This window comes from Streptomyces sp. NPDC021100 (assembly GCF_044333095.1).
Lineage (GTDB): Bacteria > Actinomycetota > Actinomycetes > Streptomycetales > Streptomycetaceae > Streptomyces.
The window spans coordinates 186,744-212,438 of record NZ_JBIRQH010000008.1 but is presented as its reverse complement, the minus strand read 5'-3'; the positions used below and the strand labels follow the sequence as shown (position 1 = coordinate 212,438).

The 25,695-nt window shown below is 72.8% G+C and carries 24 protein-coding genes and 1 tRNA gene; 18 read left to right on the top strand and 7 right to left on the bottom strand.

What is annotated here, in order from left to right; translation table 11 throughout:
- Nucleotides 1-31: 31 nt before the first annotated feature.
- The 7 genes from moaC (at nt 32) to ACH4PU_RS17740 (ending at nt 4,637) form a co-directional block, all read left to right on the top strand.
- Nucleotides 32-523 (top strand): cyclic pyranopterin monophosphate synthase MoaC, encoded by a 492-nt coding sequence (gene moaC / locus ACH4PU_RS17770; protein WP_398272512.1) that lies wholly within the window; start codon nt 32-34, stop codon nt 521-523.
- Entirely contained in the window at nt 508-1,014 is a 507-nt protein-coding gene (locus ACH4PU_RS17765; protein ID WP_398272620.1) for a molybdenum cofactor biosynthesis protein B, read from the top strand. The genes moaC and ACH4PU_RS17765 overlap by 16 nt, the downstream gene beginning before the upstream one ends.
- Nucleotides 1,015-1,016: 2 nt before the next feature.
- Nucleotides 1,017-1,622: a GNAT family N-acetyltransferase gene (locus ACH4PU_RS17760; RefSeq protein WP_398272618.1), complete on the top strand. Its 606-nt coding sequence runs from the start codon at nt 1,017-1,019 to the stop codon at nt 1,620-1,622.
- A 151-nt stretch (nt 1,623-1,773) separates the two neighbouring features.
- Nucleotides 1,774-2,835, top strand: coding sequence for a hypothetical protein (locus ACH4PU_RS17755; RefSeq protein WP_398272509.1), 1,062 nt, complete (start codon nt 1,774-1,776; stop codon nt 2,833-2,835).
- A gap of 131 nt (nt 2,836-2,966) precedes the next feature.
- Nucleotides 2,967-3,040, top strand: a tRNA-Ala gene (locus tag ACH4PU_RS17750).
- Between the two features lie 929 nt (nt 3,041-3,969).
- On the top strand, nt 3,970-4,395 hold the full coding sequence (locus ACH4PU_RS17745; protein ID WP_398272507.1) for a hypothetical protein: 426 nt from the start codon (nt 3,970-3,972) through the stop codon (nt 4,393-4,395).
- The gene (locus ACH4PU_RS17740) at nt 4,392-4,637 is read left to right on the top strand and encodes a hemopexin repeat-containing protein (protein WP_398272505.1); all 246 of its coding nucleotides are present in this window, start codon (nt 4,392-4,394) and stop codon (nt 4,635-4,637) included. The genes ACH4PU_RS17745 and ACH4PU_RS17740 overlap by 4 nt, the downstream gene beginning before the upstream one ends.
- Before the next feature lie 94 nt (nt 4,638-4,731).
- Here ACH4PU_RS17740 and ACH4PU_RS17735 read toward each other — a convergent pair whose 3' ends face one another.
- Nucleotides 4,732-5,121 carry a VOC family protein gene (locus ACH4PU_RS17735; RefSeq protein WP_398272503.1) on the bottom strand — a complete coding sequence of 130 codons (390 nt, stop codon included), beginning with the start codon at nt 5,119-5,121 and terminating at the stop codon, nt 4,732-4,734.
- A gap of 84 nt (nt 5,122-5,205) precedes the next feature.
- Here ACH4PU_RS17735 and ACH4PU_RS17730 point away from each other — a divergent pair, with 84 nt between their 5' ends.
- Complete coding sequence (locus ACH4PU_RS17730) at nt 5,206-5,994, top strand: TetR/AcrR family transcriptional regulator (RefSeq protein ID WP_398272501.1); 789 nt, start codon at nt 5,206-5,208, stop codon at nt 5,992-5,994.
- Between the two features lie 54 nt (nt 5,995-6,048).
- Here ACH4PU_RS17730 and ACH4PU_RS17725 read toward each other — a convergent pair whose 3' ends face one another.
- Both ACH4PU_RS17725 and ACH4PU_RS17720 read right to left on the bottom strand, forming a co-directional pair.
- Complete coding sequence (locus ACH4PU_RS17725) at nt 6,049-7,428, bottom strand: aldehyde dehydrogenase family protein (RefSeq protein WP_398272499.1); 1,380 nt, start codon at nt 7,426-7,428, stop codon at nt 6,049-6,051.
- A gap of 2 nt (nt 7,429-7,430) precedes the next feature.
- The gene (locus tag ACH4PU_RS17720; RefSeq protein WP_398272497.1) at nt 7,431-9,884 is read right to left on the bottom strand and encodes an aminotransferase class III-fold pyridoxal phosphate-dependent enzyme; all 2,454 of its coding nucleotides are present in this window, start codon (nt 9,882-9,884) and stop codon (nt 7,431-7,433) included.
- A 546-nt stretch (nt 9,885-10,430) separates the two neighbouring features.
- Between ACH4PU_RS17720 and ACH4PU_RS17715 the strand changes: the two genes are divergently transcribed.
- The 6 genes from ACH4PU_RS17715 (at nt 10,431) to ACH4PU_RS17690 (ending at nt 16,600) form a co-directional block, all read left to right on the top strand.
- A complete protein-coding gene (locus tag ACH4PU_RS17715) occupies nt 10,431-11,015 on the top strand; it encodes a dihydrofolate reductase family protein (RefSeq protein ID WP_398272495.1) in 585 nt (194 codons plus the stop codon).
- Between the two features lie 456 nt (nt 11,016-11,471).
- Nucleotides 11,472-12,071, top strand: coding sequence for a carbonic anhydrase (locus tag ACH4PU_RS17710; RefSeq protein WP_398272493.1), 600 nt, complete (start codon nt 11,472-11,474; stop codon nt 12,069-12,071).
- A gap of 72 nt (nt 12,072-12,143) precedes the next feature.
- On the top strand, nt 12,144-13,619 hold the full coding sequence (locus ACH4PU_RS17705) for a SulP family inorganic anion transporter (protein ID WP_398272491.1): 1,476 nt from the start codon (nt 12,144-12,146) through the stop codon (nt 13,617-13,619).
- 70 nt (nt 13,620-13,689) lie between these two features.
- Entirely contained in the window at nt 13,690-13,947 is a 258-nt protein-coding gene (locus ACH4PU_RS17700) for a DUF1963 domain-containing protein (RefSeq protein ID WP_398272489.1), read from the top strand.
- A 138-nt stretch (nt 13,948-14,085) separates the two neighbouring features.
- A complete protein-coding gene (locus ACH4PU_RS17695; protein ID WP_398272487.1) occupies nt 14,086-14,949 on the top strand; it encodes a putative RNA methyltransferase in 864 nt (287 codons plus the stop codon).
- A gap of 175 nt (nt 14,950-15,124) precedes the next feature.
- The gene (locus ACH4PU_RS17690; RefSeq protein WP_398272484.1) at nt 15,125-16,600 is read left to right on the top strand and encodes a hypothetical protein; all 1,476 of its coding nucleotides are present in this window, start codon (nt 15,125-15,127) and stop codon (nt 16,598-16,600) included.
- Between the two features lie 113 nt (nt 16,601-16,713).
- On the opposite strand, the gene ACH4PU_RS17685 is transcribed toward ACH4PU_RS17690, so the two are convergent.
- Complete coding sequence (locus ACH4PU_RS17685) at nt 16,714-19,005, bottom strand: alpha-N-acetylglucosaminidase (protein WP_398272482.1); 2,292 nt, start codon at nt 19,003-19,005, stop codon at nt 16,714-16,716.
- A gap of 352 nt (nt 19,006-19,357) precedes the next feature.
- Here ACH4PU_RS17685 and ACH4PU_RS17680 point away from each other — a divergent pair, with 352 nt between their 5' ends.
- Nucleotides 19,358-19,828: a hypothetical protein gene (locus ACH4PU_RS17680; RefSeq protein ID WP_398272480.1), complete on the top strand. Its 471-nt coding sequence runs from the start codon at nt 19,358-19,360 to the stop codon at nt 19,826-19,828.
- A 20-nt stretch (nt 19,829-19,848) separates the two neighbouring features.
- Nucleotides 19,849-21,078, top strand: a complete 1,230-nt coding sequence (locus tag ACH4PU_RS17675) for an ATP-binding protein (protein WP_398272478.1) — start codon at nt 19,849-19,851, stop codon at nt 21,076-21,078.
- 305 nt (nt 21,079-21,383) lie between these two features.
- Here the strand turns inward: ACH4PU_RS17675 and ACH4PU_RS17670 are convergent, their stop codons facing one another.
- Both ACH4PU_RS17670 and ACH4PU_RS17665 read right to left on the bottom strand, forming a co-directional pair.
- Entirely contained in the window at nt 21,384-22,361 is a 978-nt protein-coding gene (locus ACH4PU_RS17670; protein ID WP_398272476.1) for an alpha/beta fold hydrolase, read from the bottom strand.
- A gap of 83 nt (nt 22,362-22,444) precedes the next feature.
- Nucleotides 22,445-23,005 (bottom strand): GNAT family N-acetyltransferase, encoded by a 561-nt coding sequence (locus ACH4PU_RS17665; RefSeq protein ID WP_398272473.1) that lies wholly within the window; start codon nt 23,003-23,005, stop codon nt 22,445-22,447.
- Between the two features lie 66 nt (nt 23,006-23,071).
- Here ACH4PU_RS17665 and ACH4PU_RS17660 point away from each other — a divergent pair, with 66 nt between their 5' ends.
- Both ACH4PU_RS17660 and ACH4PU_RS17655 read left to right on the top strand, forming a co-directional pair.
- The gene (locus tag ACH4PU_RS17660; RefSeq protein ID WP_398272471.1) at nt 23,072-23,869 is read left to right on the top strand and encodes an exodeoxyribonuclease III; all 798 of its coding nucleotides are present in this window, start codon (nt 23,072-23,074) and stop codon (nt 23,867-23,869) included.
- A gap of 146 nt (nt 23,870-24,015) precedes the next feature.
- The gene (locus ACH4PU_RS17655) at nt 24,016-24,363 is read left to right on the top strand and encodes a hypothetical protein (RefSeq protein WP_398272469.1); all 348 of its coding nucleotides are present in this window, start codon (nt 24,016-24,018) and stop codon (nt 24,361-24,363) included.
- Nucleotides 24,364-24,797: 434 nt separating this feature from the next.
- Here ACH4PU_RS17655 and ACH4PU_RS17650 read toward each other — a convergent pair whose 3' ends face one another.
- Nucleotides 24,798-25,619, bottom strand: coding sequence for a MerR family transcriptional regulator (locus ACH4PU_RS17650; RefSeq protein WP_398272468.1), 822 nt, complete (start codon nt 25,617-25,619; stop codon nt 24,798-24,800).
- Between the last annotated feature and the right edge of the window lie 76 nt (nt 25,620-25,695).

The following is a 25,695-nucleotide window of genomic DNA, read 5'->3' as shown; positions in this document are numbered from 1 at the left end:
CTGACGGCCTTGGCCTTGGACCGGGAGAACGATGAGCAGCACCCAGCCCCCACCCGCCCGGCTGACCCACCTCGACGACGCGGGCGCGGCGCGCATGGTCGACATCACGGCCAAGGACGTCACCGCCCGCACCGCGCGGGCGAGCGGACGGGTGCTGGTCGCGCCGCGCGTGCTGGAACTGCTGCGCGGCGAGGGCCTGCCCAAGGGCGACGTGCTGGCCACCGCCCGGATCGCCGGGATCATGGGCGCCAAGCGCACCCCGGAGATCATTCCGCTCTGTCATCCGCTGGCCCTCTCGGGTGTCACCGTGGACCTCGCGCTGACCGACGACGCCGTCGAGATCACCGCCACCGTCCGCACCACCGGCCGCACCGGTGTCGAGATGGAGGCCCTCACCGCCGTCACCACGGCCGCCCTCACCGTCGTCGACATGGTCAAGGCGGTCGACAAGGCCGCCGTCATCACGGACGTCCGGGTCGAGGAGAAGTCCGGCGGGAAGTCCGGCGACTGGCGGCGCGCGTGAGAGCCCTGGTCGTCACCGCCTCCAACCGGGCCGCCGCCGGCGTCTACCCGGACCGGGGCGGTCCGCTGCTGGTCGCCGGCCTGACCGAGCTCGGCTGCACGGTCGAGGGCCCCCTGGTGGTGCCCGACGGCGACCCGGTCGAGACCGCGCTGCGGTCGGCCGTCGCCGAGGGGTACGACGTGGTGGTGACCACCGGCGGTACGGGCGTCTCGCCCACCGACCGCACCCCCGAGGCCACCCGGGCCGTCCTGGACTACGAGGTGCCCGGCATCGCCGAGGCCGTCCGCGCCGAGGGGCTCGCCAAGGTGCCGACGGCCGCGCTCTCCCGCGGCCTGGCCGGCGTCGCCGGCCGCACGCTGATCGTCAATCTGCCCGGTTCGACGGGCGGGGTGCGGGACGGCCTGGCCGTCCTCGGGCGGCTACTCGCGCACGCCGTGGACCAGTTGCACGGCGGTGATCACCCCGGACCCGCGCCCCGGAACCCGGCATGACCATGTGGCCGGTGGCGCTCCGGGACGGCGACGTCCTGCTCCGTCCCATCCGCATGCGCGACCACCGCGCCTGGCGTGAGGTCAACCGGCGCAACCGCGACTGGCTGCGCCCCTGGGAGGCCACTGTTCCGCCGCCCCCGCCCGGCGGCCCGCCCGCCCGGCGCCCCACCTACCGGCAGATGGTCCGTCACCTGCGGTCCGAGGCGCACGCGGGCCGCATGCTGCCCTTCGTCATCGAGTACCAGGGGCGGCTGTCCGGGCAGTTGACGGTGGCGGGCATCACCTGGGGGTCGATGTGCTCGGCGCACGTCGGCTACTGGGTGGACGAGGCCGTGGCCGGCCGGGGCGTGATGCCGACCGCCGTCGCCCTCGTCACCGACCACTGCTTCCGCACCCTCGGCCTGCACCGCGTCGAGGTGTGCATCCGCCCGGAGAACGCGCCCAGCCGCCGGGTGGTGGAGAAGCTCGGCTTCCGCGAGGAGGGGCTCCGTCCGCGGTACCTGCACATCGACGGCGCCTGGAGGGACCACCTGGTCTACGCGCTCACGGCGGAGGAGGCGGTGGACGGGGTCGTCAGCCGGTGGCACCGGTCCCGGCTGACCAAATGAAATAAACGTTCGAATTTGACTGTCGAATGACGGCCGATGTTCGGTTTCGAACCCAACAATCACAAAAAAAGTTCGAGATATCAGCCGGTTCGTGCGACACACCGCGCCAATTGGCGGAATCCGCCGAGCGGACCCCTCTACCGTGTGCAGTGTGAGCAGCAGCGGCCTGATCTACGCAGTCATCGTCGGGGCCTGGGCCGCCTACTTGGTGCCGATGTGGCTCCGTAGGCAGGACGAGCTCAACGAAGCCCGTCCGACGGAACGCTTCAGCACCGCCATCCGGCTGCTGTCCGGACGGGCGGGGATGGAGCGCCGTTACGCCAAGGAGCTCGAACGCGCCGGCGCCTCCGCCGACGCGCCGGCACCGGACGCGTCGGCACCCGACGTGGCGGCGGACGCCCCGACGGCGCGTCCCCAGCCGGACGCCGCGACCGCACCGGTCGCCGCCCGGTCCTCCGGCATGCCCGCGCCCGACCGGACTCCCCCCACCCCGGCCGAACGCGCCCGCCGCTCCAAGGTCCTCGCGCGCCGCCGCCGCACCACCGTCCTCCTCTTCCTCGCCTTCACCTTCGGCGCGGTCGTCGCGGGCGTCGGCGGCATCGCCTTCCTCTGGGCCCCCGGCGTCCCGGCGCTGCTCCTCAGCTCGTACATCTGCTACCTGCGCGTCCAGGAACGGCGGCGGTTCGCCTTCGTCATGGACCAGCGCCGGGCCGAACTCGCCGCCCAGCGGCTCCGCGAGGGCCGCCCGCGCCCTCAGCAGGCGGCGGACCCCACGACCGTCGCCGCCCCCGCCCCCGCGGACACCGTCCGCCGCCCGGCCCCCGCCCCCGCGGCTGAGCCCGCGAGCGCCCCGCCGGCCACCCCCTCGCCCAGCGCCGGACGCCGCGCCCTGGTCGAGCAGACCGACCACGCCGAGTGGGTGGACCAGCAGCGCGACCGCGGTACCGAGGGCGACGGCTGGGAGCCCGTGCCCGTCCCGCTGCCCACCTACGTCACCGCCCCCGTCGCCCCGCGCGCCGGCGGCTCCGACGACCTCGGCACCCCGGACACCTGGAGCGCCGCCCGCTCCAGCACCGCCGGCCCCTCCCTCGACCGCAAGCCGGCCGACGACCGCCGGGGCGCACGCCCCCGCCGCCGCCCCCGTGAGCGCGGCCGCACCCCGCTGTTCGACCAGTACGCGGACGACGAGCGCCCCCGCGCCGCCAACGAGTGACCTCCGGCTCCGGCCGCCCGCTCGCCCCTCCGTCGCCCTTCGGGCGCCCTCGCGCTGGTCAGCTGCGGGAGGGCCGAGAAGGGCGATTTTCTTCTCGGCCGGTCGGGGTGCTAGAGTTTCACTCGTTGCAAGGGCCTGTGGCGCAGTCCGGTAGCGCACCTCGTTCGCATCGAGGGGGTCAGGGGTTCAAATCCCCTCAGGTCCACAACACGACTGTTCCGGAGCAGTCACGGGAGATCCCGTCCGATCATTCTGATCGGGCGGGATCTTCTCGTTTCCGGTGCGTTCGGCGAGCCCCGGAGGAGACGGCGGCCCCGCCGTCACCCGCAGGCCGGGCCCGGTCGTCCCCTCGCCGGAAGATCGGCTCAACGCGTCATCCGTAAAGGGTGCTTGGGCCGTTAATGTCGCAAATCGTCCATAGCGGCCGGGTATTGGCGTCGGCTACCGGTCCGCAGGGCCGGAGGCATCGTCCTGCCGGCGCCAACCGGCGGTGCGCATCGCCGCCCGCCGCACAGGACACGGTGCCGGGGCGGATATACATGGGGAAGAGAAAGGGCGTTCCGCCGACGCGGAACTCTCCTGACCGGTTCGGCAGGGCGGAATCCCATGCGGCCGGTCAGTCACCGCCGACGGGGGAAGCGTCTCGCCGTCCGGCCCTGAAGCCGTGGATCGGTGTGCGTCATGTGGGATGTCAGGGTCGTCTGGGCCGGTCTTGAGTGCCAAATCCGTCAGGAAAGGAAGACGAGGTCTTCGGCACGATCCAGCTGATGGCCGGAACGAATCCGCAAGCCGTGATCGGTTCCCGGACAGTGGTGGTGGGAGATGCTTCCTCGGGCCTCCGGTGTCCGCGAACTCCCGCCGGCAGGCCCGGTGCCGGCCGGTACGACCCGCGCACTCTGCGGTTCACCGACAGCATCATCCTCACGGCGTGGACGACGCCGGTGACGGGGGGAAGTGCGTCTTCTGCCTGGCCGTCCAGGTCCCCGACCGGCCCGAGTTCGCCGTCGGACGGCAATCGGTACCCCGAGCCGTGTCTGGGGGACAGCTGCCGCAGCAGCGGGCCCGGAGGGGGTCCGAAGCGACAGAACGAGTGGGCCGGCGCGATGACTTGACGCCTTCGAGAGGAGGTGCGTCGTGGGAGCGAAGGTCTACTTCATCAAAGGCGGGGACTACGCGCGCTACGCGCTCGACCCGGATCCCGGAACCGTCGAGTACGTGAAGTCGATCGCCACGAATTGGGGAAGCGTGGCGGACCGGGGATTCGCGAGCGGATTGGACGCGGCCATCAACGATGACGCCGGAGAGGACGTCTCCTTCTACAAGGGCGGCAATCACGTCCGTTACGGCGTCGCGCGGAACGACATCGTCGACTTGGTGGGCGAGCCCCCGTACCCCTGGCCGAACACCAACGGCTGGGCGAGCTTCCTCAGGGCACCGGCTTCGAGGACTACCTCGACGGCGGCTTCGGCGTGGGGGACGGCGGCTCGGGCTGGTTCTTCCACGACAACCGCTGTCTGCGCGGGTCCCCTCCGGGTGGGATTCTTCAGGGACCGGACATGATCTCCTCGCTCGCGCCGAGCCTGGCGTCCGCGGGGTTCGGCTGCGACATCGACGACGGCGTGCGCCTTGCCGACGGCAGGACCTACCTTTTCAAGGGGGACCAGTACGTTCGCCTCGACCCGCTCACGCTCGCGGCCGACGCGGGCTATCCGGTGAAGATCTCGGACGGGTGGATCGGGTTCCCGTCGGCGTTCGGCGCGAACGACTTCGACGCGGTGTGGATCAACCCGAACCACCCGTGAGCCGTATCCCGGGAAGAGCCGTCCGCCACGGTGGACCGTAGCCGTCCCGCAGGCGGGCCGAGCCGCGGATGGCCGCGGCCCGGCCCCGTGCCGCTCAGTGGGCGGTGGTCGCGTTCCAGTCGACGAGCTGGACGATGACGCCGTTGGGGTCGGTGACCTGGAAGGCGCGCTCGCCCCAGGGCTCTTCGCGCAGCGGCATGGTGATCGTGACCCCTTCGGCGGTCAGGCGCGCCAGTTCGGATTCGAGGTCGTCGACGACGAAGGCGAGGATCACGCCGTCGGCGTGGTCGTCACGCTGGTCGTCGGGGAGGGTCGCCAGGCCCCGTCGCAGATAGATGACGTTCATCCCGGCGTCCTCGCGGGACAGCGACGCGAAACCGTCCGCGCTCATCTCCTTCCGGAACCCGAAGTGGTCGGTGAGGAAGGTGCTGGACGCCTCGACGTCGTCGACGTTCAGGGACACGGCGGAAGCGGTGATCGGCAAAAGTCCTCCTCGAACGGATCCATATTCTCTGTACGTCGTACACTGTACCACGTACAGAGAAGCTTCATGGGTCAGAATGTCCCTGTGACTCCCGACCGAAGCGGCTCCGGCGATCCGGCCCGTTCCCTGAAGCTGCTCTGGCGCGTCCCGGTGGACGCGCCACGGCGCGGTCCGCAGCAGCGGCTGAACATCGACACGGTCGTCGCCGTCGCCATCGGCCTGGCGGACGCCGACGGTCTGGACGCGGTCACCATGCGCCGCGTCGCCCAGCAGTTGGGGGTCGTCCCGATGACGCTGTACACCTATGTGCCGGGCAAGGCCGAGCTCCTGGACCTCATGCTGGACACGGCCTACCTGCGGATGCCCCGGACCGACACCGCCGGGCGGCCGTGGCGCGCCCGGCTGACCGCCGTGGCCGAGGAGAACAGGGCGATGTTCGAGGAACACCCCTGGGCCGCGACCGTTTCCACCGGCCGGCCGCCGCTGGGACCGGGCCTGATGGCCAAATACGAGCACGAACTGTCGGCACTGGACGGACTCGGTCTCGACGACGTCGAGATGGACGCCGCTTTGACCTTCCTGCTCACCTTCGTCCAGGCCAACGCCCGCTCGGCGGCGGACGCTCGCGCCGCCCGGCAGGACAGCGCGATGGACGACGAACAGTGGTGGGCGGCCAACGCACCCCTGCTGGAAAAGGCCTTCGACCCGCAGGCCTACCCCACCGCCGCCCGCGTGGGCACGGCGGCGGGCAGCGCACAGGGCGCCGCGTACAGCCCCGAGCACGCCTGGGAGTTCGGCCTCGCCCGCGTCCTCGACGGGCTCGCGGTCCTCATCGACCGCCCCACGGAGTCGGCCGGGCCGGGAGCGCGGTAGTCCCCGGCACCCGCGTCGGTGGCGCGGGTGCCGGGGACTCGGCCGGTTGCCCGGTCAGAGGGCCGGCGACGTGGTGAAGGTCTTGCCGCGCATCAGGAACTCGCCGAAGTAGCCGTCGTGGGGGAGGCCCGGCGTCAGGACGTGGGTGGGGTGGTCGCCCACGTGGAGGTTGCGGATGGTGGGCTCCTCCAGGAGGCGGGAGACCAGGTTCCGGTCGGCGGTGAGGGCGGTGAGGACGAGCGTGTCGCGGAGTGGGGCGAGGCCGTCGGCTCGGCTCCACGGGGCGATCCACGCGCAGGGGAACGGCATTTCCAGGCGGGTCTGCGGCGCGTCGGCGCGGTCCACCTGGAACACCGCGGGGCGGAGTACCGCGGCGCCGTCGCCGAGGTCGTGGACGAGGGTGTCGCCGCCGAGCCGGGCCGTGGCCCCGGCGGCCTCCGAGCGCACGTACTTCTCCAGGGTCCGCGCCTCGTCGAGGCGCTGGACCGGCAGGGCCGCCTCGTCGTCCTCCGGCGGCAGGGAGGGCAGGCGGGCCAGCCGGTCGGCGACGGCCTCGGCCACCGGGGCCGGGTCGCCTTCGACGAAGACGGCGGTGGTGTTCACGCAGGACGCGCCGGCGTGCGCGCCGATCGAGTCGACGATCGTGTCGAGGTGGCGGGTGAAGTCGGTGTCCGCGGTGATGAGGATCTTTGCCCGGCCCGGGCCGTGGGGCAGGACGGTCGTGCCGGAACCGTATTTGTCCACCACCGTGTCGCCGCCGTAGACCAGGGCCAGGTCGCCGCCGGTGACCAGTTCGTCGGCCACACTGTGGTCGGTCGGCAGGAGCGCGACGTGGTCCGTGCCGAAGCCTGCCTCGTGCAGGGCGGTCACCAGCCGGTGCGCGCTCAGCGGCTCGCGCCGGGAGGGGCGTACGGCGACGCGGTAGCCGAGGGCCAGGGCCTCCACCCACTGGGCGTGGATGCCGGGATGGTTGCCGGCGGCGAGGACGGACAGCACGTCACCGCGCCGGATCCACCGCGCGGTGCCGGCGCCGGCCGACACATCGCGGCTGCCGCGTGGCCGGGCCTGGCAGGCGAAGCCGTACGCGCCGGCCAGGCCCGTCGCCAATGTGCCGGTGGCCTGCCGCACGACGGACACGGGCAGGCCGCCGACCCGGGCGACGGTGTGCTCGTACCGTTCGACGGACATCCCGTCGATCGTGGCGGTCGCGAACAGCCGGGCCGCCTCCGCGAGGGCCGCCGTCCGCTCGTCCAGCGGCAGGGTCTCCGCGCGGCGGAGGGCCGCCAGGGCGCGGCGCACGTACAGGCGCGGGACCACGCTCAGTTCCGCGACCGGTCGTCCGGTGACGTCGTGGACGGCCTCCCTGGCCTGGGTGCGGTAGGGGCCGCCGGGGCCGAGGGCGTCGAGGGGGAGGAGCGCCGGGGAGGCGGGCATTCCTAGTACACCCCCTCGATGACCGTGGTGCCGTCGAACGTCCGGACCGGCTGGATGTCGGCCACCGCGTCGCCGCCGGAGTGCTCGGCGGGGGCGATGCGGAGCGCGGTGTCCCGTTCGAGGTTGTTGGGCAGCAGCATGCCGCGGCTGACATGATTCATGACCACCTGGCCGCGCTCGCCGTAGGGCACCGGCTTCCCGGTGTCCGGGTCGACGACCCGCATGCTGATGAACGGGTACGGCGGGTCGAAGACGGACGGCTCGTGCTCGGCGACGCCGTCGCGCTCGTACATGCCGCCGCCGACCATGGTGCTCCCGTAGAAGCCCAGCAGCCGCGCGTCGGGGAACACCTGGGTGCGGAGCAGGGCGCGGGTGTCGACGTTCATGGAGGAGCCGCCCCAGATGAGGGTGTCGACCTTCCGGTTGATGAGCTCGGCCAGCTCGTCGCGGCCGGCCAGCGCCTCCAGCAGCGGGGGCGTGGTGAAGACGACGCCGACGTCCTGGCTCCGCAGGATCGCCGCGACCTGGTCGAGGACATGCTCCACGTACCTCTTCGTCTCCTCCGCCCTGCCCTCGCCGACGCACTTCTTCACCCAGCGCGGGTCGAGGTCCACGGTGAACGGGATGCCGCCCCGCAGATGCGCCAGCGTCCGGCTCGTGGGCGCGAAGAGGTGCGGTCCGCTCGGGCCGATGGTCAGCCAGTTCACCCCGCGGGGGACGCCGCGGTCGTCCAGGACCTGTGAGTGCCACGAGGTCAGCCGCTCGTGGAGGTCGGGCAGCCAGACGACGCGCTTGGGCGCGCCGGTCGTCCCGCCGCTCTCGAAGATGTCCAGCGGGACCGGCTCGTCCCCGTATCCGCGCGGAATGAGGTCTTCGACGCGGGCGTCGCGCAGCTCGTCGACGACGTTGGGGAACAGTGCGAGGTCGGCTTCGGTGCGGACGTCCTTCCGCGGGTCGAAGTCGAGGGTCCTGGCCCGCTCCAGCCAGAAGCGGGAGCCGGTCCTGGGGCCGAAGTGCCATTCCATGGCGGCGGCGAGCAGGTCGGGCATCGAGGGCGGACGGTCCCAGGGGGTGTCGAGGACCGACGGGGCCGGTGCGCGGGGCGTGCGGCGGGTCGCGCGGCGCGTGGTGGCGGCGTACTCGGTGAGGACGTCCGTGACCGCCGCCGCGACCCGGTCGGCCTCCTCGTGGGTCATCACCAGGGGCGGGCTGAGCAGGACGGTGTTCGGGTTGTTGCGGACGACGACCCCGGCGCGCTCCCGGACCAGCGGCGGCACCCAGTCGGCCGACAGGGGTTCACCGGTGGCCGGGTCCTCGGTGAGTTCGATGCCGAGCATGAGCCCGGTCTGCCGCACCTGTCCGACGAAGGGCAGCTCCTCCAGGCGGCGCAGGCGCGCGCCGAGGCGGTCGCCGACCTCGACGGCGGCCGTGAGGAGGTTCTCGCGCTCCAGGATGTCGAGGTTCTTCAGGGCCACCGCGCAGCCGGTCGCGTGGCCGCTGTAGGTGTACCCGCCGAGGAACCCGTCGTCCCGGGTGGCCACGTCGGCCACGTGATCGGCCACCAGGAGCGCGCCCATGGGGAAGTACCCCGAGGTGAGCCCCTTGGCGGTGACGATGAAGTCCGGTGTGACGCCGAGGCGTTCGGACGCGAACCAGTGGCCGGTCCTGCCGAACGCCGTGATGACCTCGTCGAGGATGAGGAGGATGCCGTGGGCCGACAGCAGCTCGCGGACCCGCGGCCAGTAGTCGGCCGGGGGTTCGACGACGCCGGCCACGCCGAGGATCGGTTCCCCGATCATCACGGCGATGTTCTCCGCGCCGATCTCCTCGATGGTCTCCCGGAGTTCGCGCAGGCAGTACGCGGTGGGGTCCTCGCCGCCGTACATCTCCGGATGAAAGGGCAGCGGCGGCGTCAGGTGCCGGACGTTCGGCAGCATGGGGCCGAAGCCCTGGTGGAACATGGGCATTCCGGTGGCCGCGGCGCCGCCGTACGTGACCCCGTGGTAGCCGAAGTGCCGGGCGAGGACCCAGGTCCGCTCGGGCCGGCCGAGCCGGTGGTGGTAGAGCCGGGCCATCCGCAGCGCGGCGTCGACCGCCTCGGCGCCGCCGCTCGTGAAGTACACGCGCTCCATCGGGGCGGGCGCCAGATCGATGAGCCGGTCGGCCAGCTGGATGGAGGGTTCGTTGGAGAACTCGTGGAAGCTGCTGTAGTACTCCAGTTTCGTCATCTGCCCGGCCGCGGCCTCGGCCATTTCCCGCCGCCCGTGCCCGATGTGCGTGAGCATGAGGCCGCCGGTGGCGTCGAGATACTCGCGGCCGTGCGCGTCGCGTAACCGGCAGCCGGAGCCCTCCACCATGATGATCCGATCGGCGGCGGCACCGGGCAGGTGCGGGTGGATCAGCCGGGATCGGTCGGTCTTGACCAGGGCGTCTGCGTTGACCAGCGGTGCCGCCATGTCACCCTCACCATCCGAAAATCGTCGGAAGTTTCTTTCCTGGCCGTTCTGCTGGATGTTTCTCTGAACTTTCTCTGAACTTTCTCTGAACTTTTCTCCGGCTGCTTCTCCGGCTGTTTCCTCGCGGATGCTAGTGGGCGGTGGAGGGGCGGGAAAGCGGAAGGTTCAACTGCACACGGGAATGATCTACGCGCCGTGCGGGCGGAGTTGAAGGATCTTTTCCGCATTCGCGTCGGCCGGGGAATGTGGTGGTGCGTCGCGTCGTGTGGGGGTCGTAAAGCGTGCCGAAGGAAGAGTTCCGATTTTCCGGGTGGTTGACCTCCTCATGGCATCACTTGAACGTTCCGGATGCGTGCGCCGAGGCGGTGCTCGGGGGCCGCGGGCGCCGGGGGCGGTGCGACGCGGTGAGCCGGATCGGGTGCCGGAAAGCCCTTGCGCAACCACTACGCTTGAAGCACTATGTGCGGAGTGGTTCGCCTCCCGGGGCGTCCACCCCGGCGGATCGGCCGCCGGAGCCCCACGCCGTCCATCGAAACGAGGACCCTCTTGCGCAAGCTCACCTACTTCGTCGCCTGCTCGATCGACGGGTTCATCGGCGACCCGAGTGGTGACGCGTCCTCCATGTTCGCCTTCGTCGAAGAGGAGTTCCTGGAGTACCTCAAGACCGAGTACCCCGAGACCATCTCCGCCGAGGGGCGGCGTGTCCTCGGGTTGGAGGGCCTGGAGAACCGGCACTTCGACACCGTCGTCCAGGGGCGCGGAAGCTATCAGCTCGGCCTGGACGCCGGGCTCCCGAGCCCGTACGGGCATCTGCGCGAGTACGTCGCCAGCCGGACGCTGACGGAATCGCCGCACCCGAACGTGCGGCTGTTCTCCGGGGACGTCGTCGCCGCCGTCCGCGAGCTCAAGGCGGAGGACGGGGAGAAGGGCGTCTGGCTCTGCGGCGGTTCGCAGATCGCCGGTGAGCTGGCGGACGAGGTGGACGAGCTGGTCATCAAGACCTATCCGCAGATCTACGGTTCCGGCATGCCGATGTTCGGCTCGGACTTCCGGGTGGCGGACTTCTCGCTGGAGTCGGTGCGCGCCTTCGGCAACGGGGTGCTCGTCAGGAAGTACGTCCGCAAGCGGTGACGGTCTCGGCGGGGGCGCCGTCCGCCGCCGGCCGTGGGATCGACCAAGCCATTCCGGTTTCGGAGTGGCTTGGTCGCGTTTTCCGTGCGGCGGTGCTTGCTTCGACGGCTTGTCGGGGGTGCGCGGAGAATTTTCGCGACGTGGTTGTGCGCCCCCGGTGTGCTGGTCCGCGCCGAGCGCCAATTACCTTTCCTAGGGCAGGATTTGGCGTTTTCTTGACTGGATGCCGCGGGTAACGTGAAGGCCAAGGGCTGCTCCACGGGCCCCGGTTCCCCGGCCGTTCAGGGGCGGCGCGTCGTGCCCTTGCCCGCTCCCTCGTTCTCCGCGTCGGGGACTCATGACGCTGCATGCGCCGGCGATCCCCCTCCGGCGGGGCCGTCGGTATCCGACATCCCAGTGCTGACCTTGACCACACCGCGCCCTGCCCGGAAAGGGGGGCGTGGGAGAAAGGCCACCATGCGGTCCCTGATAGCCAACGCCCGGTCCTTCGCCACCCAAGTGTCCGAGCGAGCGGACGAGTTCCGTGCCCTGCAATCCGGTCGGCGCCCGGAAGCGCTGTTCATCACCTGCTCGGACTCCCGGGTGGTGCCGTCGCTGATCACGGGCGCCCGGCCCGGCGAGCTGTACGAGCTGCGCACGGCCGGCAACGTCGTCCCTCCGTACAGCGCCGACCGGCCCACCGGCGGGACGGCGACCATCGAGTACGCGGTCCGTGTGCTGGGCGTGCGCGACATCGTGGTCTGCGGCCACTCCCACTGCGGCGCCGTACGGGCGCTGGTCGGCGGGGACGACCTGTCCGGTGTGCCGGCCGTGCGGGGCCGGCTGGAGCGGACGGCCGCCGCCCGGCCGTGGGACGGGCCGACGGGGGCCGGGGGTGCCGACCTGGCCGGGCCGGTGCAGCGGCACGCGGTCGCGCAGCTGGAGCGGCTGCGCACCCACCCGTGCGTCGCCGAGCGGATCACCGACGGAAGGGTCGGGCTGCACGCCTGGTACTACGAGGTGCACACGGGTGCCGTCAGGAAGCTCCGGTCCGACGGGCGGTTCCCCGTGCTGTGACCCGCGCGTTCGCCCGCCGCTCGGGCGGCGACCATCGGCCCCGTCCCCTCACAGCGCGAGGAACCCGCAGTCATGGTCTCGACCCTCAAGAACCGTAAACCCCTCAAGTATTCCGCCACGTTGAGGCAGGACGTCCTGGCCTCGCTCGTCGTCTTCCTGGTGGCCCTGCCCCTGTGCGTCGGGGTGGCCGTGGCCTCCGGGGTGCCCGCCGAACTCGGTCTGATCACCGGCATCGTGGGCGGACTGGTCGTCGGCTGCCTGCCCGGCAGCTCCCTCCAGGTCAGCGGTCCGGCCGCCGGGCTCACGGTGCTCGTCTTCGAGGCGGTGCGCGAGTTCGGGCCGGGGGCCCTGGGCGCCCTCGTCCTGGCGGCCGGGCTGGTCCAGATCGTCCTGGGCGCACTGCACTTCGGCCGGCTCTTCCGGGCCGTGTCCGTGGCGGTCGTCCAGGGCATGCTCACCGGCATCGGGCTCGTCCTCCTCTTCGGCCAGCTCTACACCATGGCCGAGGCCCGGCAGCCCCGGTCCGGCGTCGACAAGATCACCGGGATACCGGACCTGATAGCCACCGTGGCGACGGACGGCGACGCCCTCGTCCCCTTCCTCGTGGGCGTCGGCACGATCGCCGTGCTCGTCTTGTGGAAGAAGCTCCCGGCCAGGGCGCGGACGGTGCCCGCGCCCCTCGTGGCGGTGGCCCTCGCCACGGCCGTCTGCGCCCTGGCCGGGCTCCCCGTGGCCACCGTCGAGGTGCGGGGCATCGCCGAGGCCGTCCGGCCGCCGGGCGCCGACGCCTTCGGCTCGCTGGGCAGTGTCGCCGCGCTCGGCACCGTCCTCGCCTTCGCCCTGATCGCCTCCGCGGAAAGCCTGTTCAGCGCCGCGGCGGTGGACCGGATGCACGATGGCCCGCGGACCGCGTACGACAAGGAACTGATGGCCCAGGGCGTGGGCAATACGGTCTGCGGGATGCTGGGCTCGCTGCCCATGACGGCCGTGATCGTGCGGAGTTCGGCCAATGTGCAGGCGGGCGCGCGCACCAAGGCCGCCCGCGTCCTGCACGGGGTGTGGCTGCTGCTGTTCGCCGCGCTGCTGCCGGCCGCGGTCGGGGTCATCCCGACGGCCGCCCTGGCGGGCGTCCTCGTGCACGCCGGCCGCAAGCTTGTCCCGGTCCGGCAGATCGTGTCGCTCTGGCGGCAGCACCGGGGCGAGGCGGTGGTGCTGGCGGTGACCGCCGTGGCCATCATCGGCACCAACATGTTCGAGGGGGTGGTCGTCGGGCTGCTGCTGGCGGTCGTCAAGGCCGCCTGGGAGACGTCGCACATCCACCTCGACGTACGGGAGTCGGCGGACGGCCGGTTCACGGTCACGGCCGGCGGCAACGCGACGTTCCTCCGGCTGCCCCGGATGCTGGAGACGCTGGAGGCGCTCCCGGAGGACCGGCCCGTGGAGCTCGACCTGTCCCGGCTGCGCCACCTCGACCACGCGTGCCGCACGGTCCTGGAGGCGTGGGCCGAGCAGCGGGGTGCGACGGTCGAGATGGTGGCGGAGGCCTGATCGCGAGGTAAGGCGGTGGGGGCCGAGTGACCGGAGGGGCGTTGTCAGTGGTGCCCGGCATCATCGGAGCATGACGCAGTCCACCGCAGACACGGTGCGGGCCATCGCCCGCGCCCACCGTCCGTCCGACGCCGCCGAGCGCCGGCTGGCGCTGCTGCGGCCCAGTGCCCGGCTGGTCCCGGCGGCCGGGGGCGACGAGCCGGCCGCCGTGCTCGGCGGGCTGCCCCGGCTTCCCGACGGTGTGGAGTGGCCCGAGTGGGAGGAGCACGGACCGCTGGCCTTCATCGCCTCCGTGGACTGCGCGGCGCTGCCCGTGGGCGAGTGTTAGCCTCGTGACCATGGCGTTCTCCAGCTGTCCGCACGTCTTCGGCTGAGGCGGGGTCACGCCCGGGGCGCCGGCCCGGGCCGCCGACGATCCCGACCGTTCGACTGCTGACACGCGGCCCATCGCTGCGGAGGACCACGCATGCCCGCCCTTCCCGTCGCGCCCGAGGCGCGGCTCCGCCTTCTCGACGTCCTGGCCTGTCCGCACTGCGGTGAGCGGCTCTCCTTGGCCGACGGTTCCGTGCGCTGCGCGGGGCGGCACTCGTTCGACGTCGCGCGCCAGGGGTACGTCGGCCTGCTGACCGGCAACATGCGGGCCGGCAGCGCCGACACGGCCGACATGGTGCGGGCCCGGACGGCGTTCCTGGGCGCCGGGCACTACGCCCCGCTGGCCGCGGCCCTGGCCGGTGCCGTGGCGCCGCACTGCCCGGGCGGCGGCACGCTGCTCGACGCCGGCGCCGGCACCGGGTACTACCTCGTCGCCGTGCTGGACGCGCTGCCGGACGCCGTCGGGCTTGGGCTCGACGCCTCCAAGTACGCGCTGCGGCAGGCGGCCCGGGCGCACCCGCGGGCCTGGGCGGCCACGTGGGACGTCTGGCGCCCGCTGCCGGTGCGCGGCGGATCCGTGGACGTCGTGCTGAACGTCTTCGCGCCGCGCAACGGCGAGGAGTTCCACCGGGTGCTGCGCCCCGGCGGCGCGCTCGTGGTCGTGACGCCGACCGTCCGCCACCTGGCCGGGCTGCGCGAGAGCCTCGGGCTGCTCGCGGTGGACGCGGACAAGGAGGACCGGCTGAGGCGGACGCTCGGCGACCGCTTCGAGGCCGTCGGCGCGGAGACGCACGAGCACACCGTCGTCCTCTCGGCCGAGGACGTGATGAACCTGGTGCTGATGGGGCCCAGTGCGCGGCATGTGACGCCGGACGAACTGCGGGACCGTGTGGGCGCGTTGGAGCTGCCACTGCCGGTCACCGTCTCCTGCCTGGTGTCGGTGTACCGCGCCGTGTGACGGAACGTTCGCCCAGGGGGTTGGCCCACCCTCGGCGCTGTGACGGAGATCATCCGGCGAACACCGTCCGACGGATCCCCGGGTCGTGGCGTGCATGACACGATCATGCGGTTCCTTACCAGTGAGTAATCGCAGTTTGTCCCGCTGCCGCGCGGCACGCCCCTGAGGATCCCCATTGCGCAAGCGCCACAAGAGAGTGCTGTTCCCCGCCCTGACCGCCATGTCCCTGGCGGTGGCGGGGTGTTCGTCGTCCGGCTCCGAGGCCGCCGACCAGCCGGACGACCGGACCGCGGCGCCTGCCGCCGCCCCGGCCGCGCCGCACGAGCAGGAGCTCGCGGTCGCCGCGGCCCCCCTCGGGTCGCGCGCCGCCGCGGTCGCCCCCGGCACGCCGACGGACCGCCCCTCGGCGGCCCCCCGGCAGCAGCAGGCGCGGACGTCGACGCTCAAGGTGGCCTCCTACGACCGCGCCACCGGACGCGCCGTCATCTCCGGTGTCACCACCGCCAAGCCGGGCACCAAGCCCACCGGCAAGCCCGGCGACCACCCGAGCGCGAAGCCGAGCGGCAAGCCCGGCACCGGCCCGGCGGCCCCCGCGAAGACCGTCGCCGTCGGTGACGTCTTCGCCAGCGCGCCCACCCCCGGCGCCCCCAACGGCGTCCTGGCCAAGGTCACGAAGGTCGTCGGGACGACGGACAAGGGCCTGGAGGTGCGCACCGCCCCCGCCACCCTCCCGGCACTCCTCGGCGACGCCAAGGCCAACGGCACCGTGGCCGTCGACCCGTCCGCCGTCCAGGTCAAGCCGCTCGTCCCGGGCGTCAAGGTGTCCTGGGCCAAGCGCGGGAACCTCCACTTCGGGCCGCAGGGCGCGAAGCTGCCCCTGGGCAACCTGCGCGTGGACGTGTCCGCCGCCGTCGCCACCGCGAAGGGCGCCCCCGCCTCGGCCAAGGCGTCGGTCGACGGCTTCGTGCAGCTCGCCCCCGAGGTCGACTTCGCGTACGACGGCCGCGGCACCGACGGCCGCGCGCCCGGTACGGCGTCCCTCGCCCTGGCCGGCGACTGGTCGGCGCGGTGGGCGCTGAAGGGGCAGGCCGCCGCGTCGACGGAGGGCAAGCCGCTGCGCCTGCCGTTCGCCAAGCTGCACGCCGCCCCCGTCGTCCAGGTCGGGCCCGTCCCGGTCGTGGTCAACGCCGACCTCACCTGCTACCTCCAGGTGGACGCCGACGGGAAGATCTCCGTCGATGTGAAGCAGGACGTCAAGGGCGACTTCCGGGTCGGCGGCTCGTACAGCAGGGCCAAGGGCTGGGCTCCCGTCAGCAAGTCGTCGATGAAGGGTTCCCCGGTGCGCGCCACGGTGGCGGCCGGCGGCCGGGTGCGGTCCGCGCTGGGCGCGGAGGCGTCCGTCGGCCTGTACGGCACGGTCGGCGTGACGGGCGACCTGTCGCCGTATCTGCGGGCCGAGGGCGAGGTCACCGCGAAGGCGTCGAGCGACGGGAAGAAGTCGCTGAAGGGGAAGTGGGGCGCCTTCGGCGGCGTCGACCTCAACGGTGCGCTCCAGCTCCAGCTGCGGATCTTCGGCACGCCGGTGTTCGAGCGGAAGCTGCCGTTGCCGGGGCTGCACCGGGAGTGGAAGCTCGCCGGGTCCAAGGGCTGACCCGGGTGGGGCCGGGGGTTGTGCCCCGGCCCCACCCTTTCGCCGTTTCCTGGGGGCAAGCCCCCGGACCCCCTTTTCGCGGCTTCGCCGCTCGTCCTCAAACGCCGGACGGGCTATGTCAGCCGCGCCGCCACCCTTCTGGCCACCGCCACGATGTCTCCCGACGGCTTCGCCGGGTACGCCGGCCGCTTGCGCGTCCAGCGGTCCTCCAACGCGTACCAGTCGATGGGCTTGGGCTTTCGCCGGGCCGCGAGTGCCGCCTCCAGTTCCGTGAAGTACGTCTTCCAGCGCAGCCGGTACAGGCCGCCGACCAGCCCCGCCCACTCGCGGTTGGCGTAGTCGTGCAGCTTGCCGCCGTCCGCCGAGGCGCGCGGGCCCCAGACGGTGAGCAGGGAGACGGCGTCGTGCTCCAGCCGGTCGCGTTCGGCGGCCGTGCCGCCCCAGGCGCGGGCTTCGGCGGTCCAGCGGCCGAGCAGGTGGCGCTCGCTGGTGGCGACGGTCTCCTCCAGCAGGTCCGTCCAGTCCAGCCACTGCCGGGTCAGCGTCCGGAAACGGGTCCGGTCGCCCGCGTCGTAGGCGGCCTTGATCCGGGGGAGCAGCAGCCGGCTCCGGTTGCTGACGCACTGCCGGGCGACGTCCATCAGGTCGTACCGGTACGCCGAACTGCCGCGCAGCGCGGGCGCGACGGCCAGCAGCGCGGGCAGCGCCTCGTCGAAGGCTGCGGCGTCGTAGCGCAGCTGCCGGGGCGACCAGGCGGCGGCGCGGTTGACGGCCAGGTCGGGGCGGGCGCCGAAGAGGCCGTCGGCCGCCTCGCTCCAGCCGTCGGCGCGGGTGGTGCCGTAGGCGGTGCGGCGCAGGACGTCCCAGGCACGGCGGGCGTTCGGGTCGGCGGCACCGTACCGCTGGACGGACCAGCGCGCGAACCAGTCCTCGAGGTCGATCCGCCCCTCGGTCCAGGCCAGGTCGGAGAAGAGGGCGAGCCCGGCGGGGTTGTTGTCGGCCGCCTCCGGCATCAGGGCGATGCCGCGCAGCGCGCTGCCCTTCTTGGTGCGCCAGCGGTGGAAGAGGGAGACCCAGTCCTGGGTGTTGGCGCCGAGGGCGGTGTGCCCGCCGAAGTTCCAGATGGTGCCGAAGGCGTACGGGGTGCCACCCCAGTCCTTCTCGCGGTCGGTGACGCGCGGGTAGTGGTCCGGGATGCCGTCGAGGACGAGCATCTTGGCGCGGTCGACGGCGTCGAGGATCTCCCGCCGGGGGTTGGTCTGCCAGCCGAGGATCGCCCAGGTGGCGCCGGGGTGCGCGGTGCGCAGCGCCTTCTCGACGGCCTGGGCGGCGGCGCCGACGGGGACGGGCCCGGGGGTGCCGCCCTCGTGCAGCAGGTCGATCTTGTACATCGAGGAGGCGCCGTAGAGCTCCTGCTGCACCCGGTAGTACGTGCGGGCGACGCGCGCGAAGTGGGCGGTGCGCGGATCGAGCCAGTCGGGCCGGGGGAAACCGGCCCAGTCGCCCTGCGGGACGGTACGGGCGCCCTTGTTGCGGCGGGTGAAGTCGGGCGGGACGGTGCCGGCGTAGCCGGGCAGGACGGGGGTGATGCCGAGCTCGCGCAGCCGGTGCGTGATCCGCTGCGCCAGGGCGGTCCGGCCGTCGAGGAGGGCGCGGGAGACGGGGCCGCCGAAGGCGCTCATGTTCTGCATGAGCCACCAGGGCTGGTGGGCGGGGCCGGGAACCCAATTCCGGACTTCCGCGTCGGTGTAACCGTGTTCGATGAACGTTCGACGGTAGACCGCGTCGGCGCCCGCGTAGACCAGGACCTCGTTGAAGCCGTGCAGGGCGAGGACGTCGATCTCGCGTTCCCAGTAGGCCCAGTCGCGGTAGGGCCCGGTGTAGCCGTCGTTCGTGTCGTTGAGCGCGAAGCGGTGGCGGACGTTCGCCTCGGCGGCGATGGCGCCGCGGACGGCGGGGAGCGTGGCGGGCAGGGCGGTCCGCTCGCCGCTCCAGGAGAAGTGCGCGTGGGCGACGTCCCGCAGGTAGCGGTGGAAGCCGGTGAGCTGGACGGCCGGGGTGCTGCCCTCGACGAGGATGTGCCCGGCCCGGCCGGTGACCCGGTAGACGTCTGCGCCGGAGCGGCGGGGCACGGTGCGGAACGTGACCTGGCGGTGGTGGCGGGGGAGGAGGCGGGCCAGCGCGGTGGCGGCGGCGTTTGCGCTGCCGGCGGCGGGAGCCTCGTCCGGTCTGTCCGGCCCGCCTGGTCTGTCCGGTCCATCCGGTCTGTTCGGTGCGGCCGGGGCTCCCGGGGTGTCGGGGGGCGGCTGGGCGGCCGCCGCTGCCTCCCCCGAGGAGGCGCCGAGGGCGCCGAGCGCGGCGGAGCCGGCCAGGGCGCCGAGGACCGAGCGACGGGCGATGTGCATGAGTGACCTCCGAGGCAGCTGCGGCTACCGGCCTGGACCACTTGAGCGCCGAGATCCTATGAGCCCACGGCTGCCGAACGTCAAGAGCGCCCAGGGCGAATCAGTCACACCGGTAATATTTACTGCGAATGGCCTCTTTCGGGTCGGCGGCCCGTCCCCCGTTCGGCGCTTTCCGGCGGCCGCCCCGATCGCTGCGGCTGCCGTGTCCGTGCCGTCCATGCCCTCCCTGTCTTCCCTGACCTCCCTGCCGTCCCTGCCGTCCCTGCCGTCCCTGCCGTCCCTGCCGTCCCTGTCCGTGTCGTCCCCGAGGATCCTCCCGCCCCCGGGCCCCCTCCCGTACCCGAGGAACAGCGTGCGACGACTCGGTGCCGTCTCCGGCATCCTCACCCTCCTCGTCACGGGCCTGTCCGGCGGACTGCTCACCGGCTGCTCGGAGCCCGGCGGGCTGGAGGTGAGCGGTCCGGCGCGGACGCCGGCGCCCGTCGCGCTGCCCGTGCACGTCAGCGAGGGTCCCGGCCGGCCCGGGCTGAGCCGCCCGGCGACGTTCGAGATCGCCGGGGTCGTACGGCTCACCCGGCTGCGCTGGCGGTCCTGGGGCGGGCCGGTCGCCGAGGCGGCCGGCACGGTCACCGGCCCGTGGTGCGCCGCGGCCTGCGGAGACGGGCCACGCGAGGCCCGTGTCCGGTTCTCCGGACGCGTAGGGCAGGATCGTCACTCCTACTACAGCCGGGTCTCCGTCCTCGTCGACGGGTTCCCGCCCGAGCAGCACAACGGGCTGCGTGATCTGCGGCTCTTCGTACCGGAGCGTCAGCCGCGAGCGTAGCCGTCGAGGAGCCTTGACCCATGGGACTGCGAACGAAGATCGGCGCGGCGATCACCGTCACCGCCGCGCTGGTCTCCGTCCTCATCGGGTTCGTCGTGCACCACCGCACGGGCGTCAACCAGCTCGCGACGGCCCGCGAGTCCATCGAGGCGCGGCTGGCCAACGCCGTCGAGGACCATGCGGCGGGCATCGACCGGCAGCACACCCTCGTCAACCCGGACGGCATGCCGGCCCCGCTGCGCGCGGCGGCGGAGGACGGCAAACGCGCCACCTACCTGGACCGGAGCGGCCAGGAGCCGGTGCTGTGGGCGGCCACCCGGCTCGGCGACGACATGATCGTCCTCAAGCGGCCCTACCGCCGGGAGACCCGCAACCTGGAGGACCTCGACGACGTCCTGTGGGCGGCCGGCGGTCTGGGCACCGCCTTCTCCGGCATCGTCGGCGTCGGCCTGGCGACGTTCGCCGGACGCCGGCTGAACGCCTCCGCCCGCATCGCCGAGCGCATCGCCGACGGCGACCTCACGGCCCGGCTCCGGCCGCGCGGCGGCAAGGACGAGATCGCCCGGCTGACCATCGCCGTCAACACCATGGCCGACGCGCTCGCCGCCCGGCTCCAGGCCGAGCGCGAGGTGACCGCCAACATCGCGCACGAGCTGCGCACTCCCGTCGCCGGACTGGTCGCCGCGGCGGCCCTGCTGCCGCCCGGCCGGCCCGCCGAGATGGTCCAGGAACGGGCCCGGCGGGTGCACACCCTGATGGAGGACGTCCTGGAGGTGGCCCGGCTCGACGCGGACACCGAACGGGTCGAGACCGACGTCCGTGCCCTCGGCGACCTCGCCCGCCGCGCGGCCGGCGCCGCGGCCGGGCCGGGCGGTACGGCGGCGGAGGTACGGGTGGTGCGCGACTGCCTGGTGGAGACGGACGCGCGGCGCGTCGAACGCATACTGACCAACCTCGTCACCAACGCCTACCGGCACGGCGCCGAACCCGTCGTCGCCGAGGTGGACGGCGGCGTCATCCGCGTCCGCGACGGCGGCCCCGGCTTCCCCGAGCCCCTCCTGGCCCACGGCCCCCAGCGCTTCCGTACGGAGTCCGGGGCCGGGCTCGGCCTCGGACTGACCATCGCCGCGGGCCAGGCGCGGGTGCTGGGCGCTCCGCTGACCTTCGCCAACCGGCCGGAGGGCGGGGCGGAGGCGGTGCTGGACCTGCGGGGGGCGGTGCGGGGGCCGGCAGAGCCGGGGCCGGGGTAGCGGGGGCGGGGCCGGCCCTCATGGCACGGGCTCAGGTTGCCTCCCGGGCCCCGGCCGCTCGCCGACTCCGGACGTCGGATTCCGATCCGGACTTCAGGCCGGGCCGGTGGCTGCCCCGACGGCCGACGGCGACGACCGCTGCCCGGCGGCTCAGGGGTGCCCGTAAGGGGCGACGGCGGCCGCGTCATGCGGAGCTGCCGCGCCACGCCTGGCCGTCCGTCCGCCTTCCGTTCGTCCGCCGTCCGTCCGGCTGGACGGATGGACGGACGGATGAACGGCCGGGGCCCGTCGGGCGCCCCCGGCCGTCACGAGTCCTCGGGCAGGCTCCCCAGGAAGTCCAGCAGCGCCGAGTTGACCTCATCCGGCCGCTCCTGCTGGGTCCAGTGGCCGCAGCCGGGGAGGATCAGGCTGCGGTGCAGACCGGGCAGGACCTCGGGCAGCGCGGGCAGCAGTTCGTCCATGCCGGGGAAGGCCATCACCAGGTCGCGGTCGCCCGCCACATAGAGCGCCGGAACCTCGATGACCCGGCTGTCGAAGGCGGCCAGCAGCTCCCAGCTGCGGTCGATGTTGCGGTACCAGTTGAGGCCGCCGGTGAAGGCCCGCTCGCCGTGCCGGGCGTACTCGCCGGCGAAGACCTCGATGTCCGCCTCGGTCAGCCAGCCGGGCAACCGCTCGGGCCGCGGCAGGGCGGCCGTGGAGGACCCGCCCCCGGCCACCACGCCCATGGGGGTGGGGCTGTCGCCGGAGGCGGCGGTCAGAAGCCCGCGGAAGGTGCCGGCGATGTCGGCGGCGTACTCGGCGTCGGCGACGCCCGGTTCCTGGAAGTGCACCTGGTAGAAGTCGTCGCCCAGCTTCGCGCGCATCTCGCTCAGCGGCCGGAGCGTGCCGCGCGGGGTCGGCGGGACGCTCAGCCCGGCCACGCCGCGTACGACGTCCGGGCGCAGCAGGGCCGTGCTCCAGGCGACCGGTGCGCCCCAGTCGTGCCCGACCACCACCGCCTGCCGCTCGCCCAGGGCGTGGATCAGACCGACCACGTCGCCGGTCAGATGCAGCATGGTGTAGGCGTCGATCCGCTCCGGCTGGTCGCTTCGGGCGTAGCCGCGCTGGTCGGGGGCCACCACCCGGTAGCCGGCCGCGGCCAGCGGCCCGAACTGGTGCCGCCAGGAGTACCAGCACTCGGGGAAGCCGTGCAGCAGCAGGACCAGTGGCCCCTCGCCCTGTTCCGCGATGTGCAGTCTGACGCCGTTCACCTCGACGTAGCGGTGGCTGACCGCGTTGCTCATGCGTACCTCCTGGCGGCTGCGGGCCGGATGCCGTACGCCGTCCACCCTAGGGCGGCCGGAACGCCGGGGTGCCGAGGCCCCCGTTACCGCCGGGAGCGGGAAGGGGACCCCTGTGGGACGGCGCCGCCGGTGGCCGCCCCGACGGCCGAGGGAACGGTCCCGCGCCGCAGTGGCTTGGCGAAGCAGCGGCTCGACTCGTACTCGCGGTAGATGCCGAACTTCTGCTCCGCCGGCGCGTAACCGCTCGACGCGTAGAGGGTGATCGCCTCCGGCTGCTTCGTCCCGGTCTCCAGGACCATCCGCACCCGGCCCGCCGCCCGCGCGTCCTCCTCCAGCAGCGCCAGGATCCGCCGCGCCAGCCCGCGCCCCCGCGCGGCCGGCACCACGTACATCCGCTTGAGCTCGGCGTCGCCGTCCGCGTACCCCTCGTCGTCGCGGTCCTGCGCGCGCCAGCCGCCGGAGGCGACGGGGGTGCCGTCGTCCTCGTACGCGATGAGATATAGGCCACGCGGCGGGGCGAAGTGCGCGGGCTCCAGGGGGGTCATGTCGCCCTCGTCGCCGTAGCGCTCCTGGTACTCCAGCTGCACTTCATCGTTGAGTTTCACGGCGTCCGGATGGTCGAAGGACACAGGCAGAATCCGCATCCCGTGATCGTACGATCAGCCGACCGGAGGCGACAGGGGCGCCCGCAAAGTCGGTATCGTGCCGGAATGCTCACCCTGACTGTGTCGTCCGTGAACGTGAACGGCCTGCGCGCCGCCGCCAAGAAGGGCTTCGTGGAGTGGCTGGCGGCGACCGACGCCGACGTCGTCTGCCTCCAGGAAGTCCGCGCCGAGCCGCAGCAGCTCCCCGACGAGGTGCGCGAGCCCGAGGGCTGGCACGCCTTCCACGCCCCCGCCGCGGCCAAGGGCCGGGCCGGCGTCTCCGTCTACTCCCGGCGCGAGCCCGACGCGGTGCGGGTCGGGTTCGGCTCCGCCGAGTTCGACGGCAGCGGGCGCTACCTGGAGATCGACCTCCCGGGCGTCACCGTCGCCAGCCTCTACCTGCCCTCGGGCGAGGTGGGCACCGAGCGGCAGGACGAGAAGGAGCGCTTCATGGACGCGTTCCTCCCCTACCTCGTCTCCCTGAAGGCCCGCGCCGCGGCGGACGGCCGCGAGGTCCTCGTCTGCGGCGACTGGAACATCGCCCACCAGGAGGCCGACCTCAAGAACTGGAAGGCCAACAGGAAGAGCGCCGGCTTCCTCCCCGAGGAGCGTGCCTGGCTCACCAAGGTCTTCGAGGAGTACGCCGACGTCGTCCGCGCCCAGCACCCCGACGTCGCCGGCCCCTACTCCTGGTGGTCCTACCGCGGCCGCGCCTTCGACAACGACTCCGGCTGGCGCATCGACTACCACGTCGCGACCCCGGGCCTCGCGGGGCGGGCCCTGAAGGCGTACGTGGAGCGGGCGGCTTCGCACGGGGAGCGGTGGAGCGATCACGCGCCGGTGACGGTGGTGTACGGGGCCTAGGCGCGGCGGGGCAGCGCGGGCTTGCGACCTGCGCCGCGCGCCGGACGACTCGATTCGCCGGTGCGCCCTCGGCGCGGGTTTCGCGGCTATAGGCTGCGCAGGCGGTTCCACACCAGGAAGCAAGAGCCGACGGAGGTAGGGACGCGATGACCACAGCCGCAGCGGACGACCCGGGCATCCCGCCCATGCCGGAGAGGACCCCGAGGGCCCTCCGTGAGGCCATCGTCCAGCACGCTCCGCAGCTTCTGCCTGACTTTGACGCGCACTGGAAGCGGTATGTGGCCGACACGTACGACATCGGCACCGTGCCCGCCTTCATGGCCCGTTGGTGGGGCGAGTACGCGATCGCCCGCGATCCGCGGCCCGACGTCCACGTCAGGGACTTGGAACACCGCGCCGCCTACGAGTGCACCGATTCGGCCGAAGCAAGAGCGCTCCTGGAAGAAGCGTCCAACATCCGATACATGGCGGCCCGCACGGAGCCCGGCCGGTGACCGAAGGATTCATGGGGCCGCCGTGGCAGATGGACTGGACGCTCAAGGCCCAGGCCGCACGTGACACCCTGCCCGAGGGTGTGCGGAAGGCGATCGACGCAGCCCGCGCTGACTGTTCACGGCGGATGACCCGTACTTCCGCGGGATCGACGCGGGAGACACGCTCCCCGAGGGCATGTTCGTAGAGCCCGCTCGGTCCAGCGATCCGAAAGGCCCTCGCGTTCTCTACTTCGACAGCGGACATGGCTGGCTGAGGTACACGTTCGTGCGGCGGACCGATGACCCGCAGCTCGTCGTGGAAGAGGTCTTCTGGCAGTGACCAGGCCCTTTCCGGTTTGAGCGGGTGCGGCACCATGGCTGCCGGAGGCGGTATACCGCACCTCCGTCCGGGCGTCTCCTTTTCTTCGGGCGGTTTTGGAGGCGCTGGGAGGATTTCAGGTGGACGTCGTGCTGCGGTGATTTCCGGTCTCGTCCGGGTTGGTTTCGGGCACGGGCGCCTGTGCCCACGCCTCCGCTCTTATGTGGCGGTCCATGGCCATGGAGACCTCCGCGTCGACCACGGCCTGGGAGACCGGGCGGAGGTGTGCCAGGATGCGGGCCACCTGGTCGGTCTCGGTGTGGGGGGTGGCCTGGAGGAGATGGTCGCGGATGAGGGTGGTGAAGATCTCGGCGAGGGCGTCGGCGTGGGCGCGGACGCGGCGGCCCGCTTCCAGGACGGCGGACAAGGGGACGCCGGCGCGGACGAGTTCGGTGGACGCGTCCAGGAGGCGGCGGCTGACGTGGACGAACTCCTCGCCGTCCACGGCGAGGTAGCCGATGTCGAGGGCCGCGGCGAGGTTCTCGGCCGTGACCTGCCCCGCGAAGGTGTCCGCCAGTTCTTCCGCGCTCAGGCGGGCTGGGGCCTCTCCGGACCAGGGGGTGGACAACGCTCCGTCGAGGCCCAGGAGTTCGGCTACGTTCCGGCCGCTTTCGAAGGTGGCCAGCAGGTCCGCGATGCCGTTCAGGGTGTGGCCGCGCTCCAGGAGGGCGGTGATGGTGCGGAGGCGGGCGAGGTGGGTGTCGTCGTACCAGGCGATGCGGCCTTCGCGGCGCGGGGGTGGGAGGAGTTTGCGTTCGCGGTAGAAGCGGAGGGTTCTGAGGGGGATGCCGACGGCTTCCGCCAGTTCTGCCGTGCGGTATTCGCGTTTTCCGGGGGTGGTGGGGGTGGTCTTGTCGCTGGTCGGGGTGGCCGGGTCGGCGGGGGTGTCGGTGGTCACGCGGGCAGCGTAAGGGCGTGGGTGGAGGGTGGTTGCCCCCGTCCCGCCCTTTCACCGTTTCTTGCGGCGCACGCCC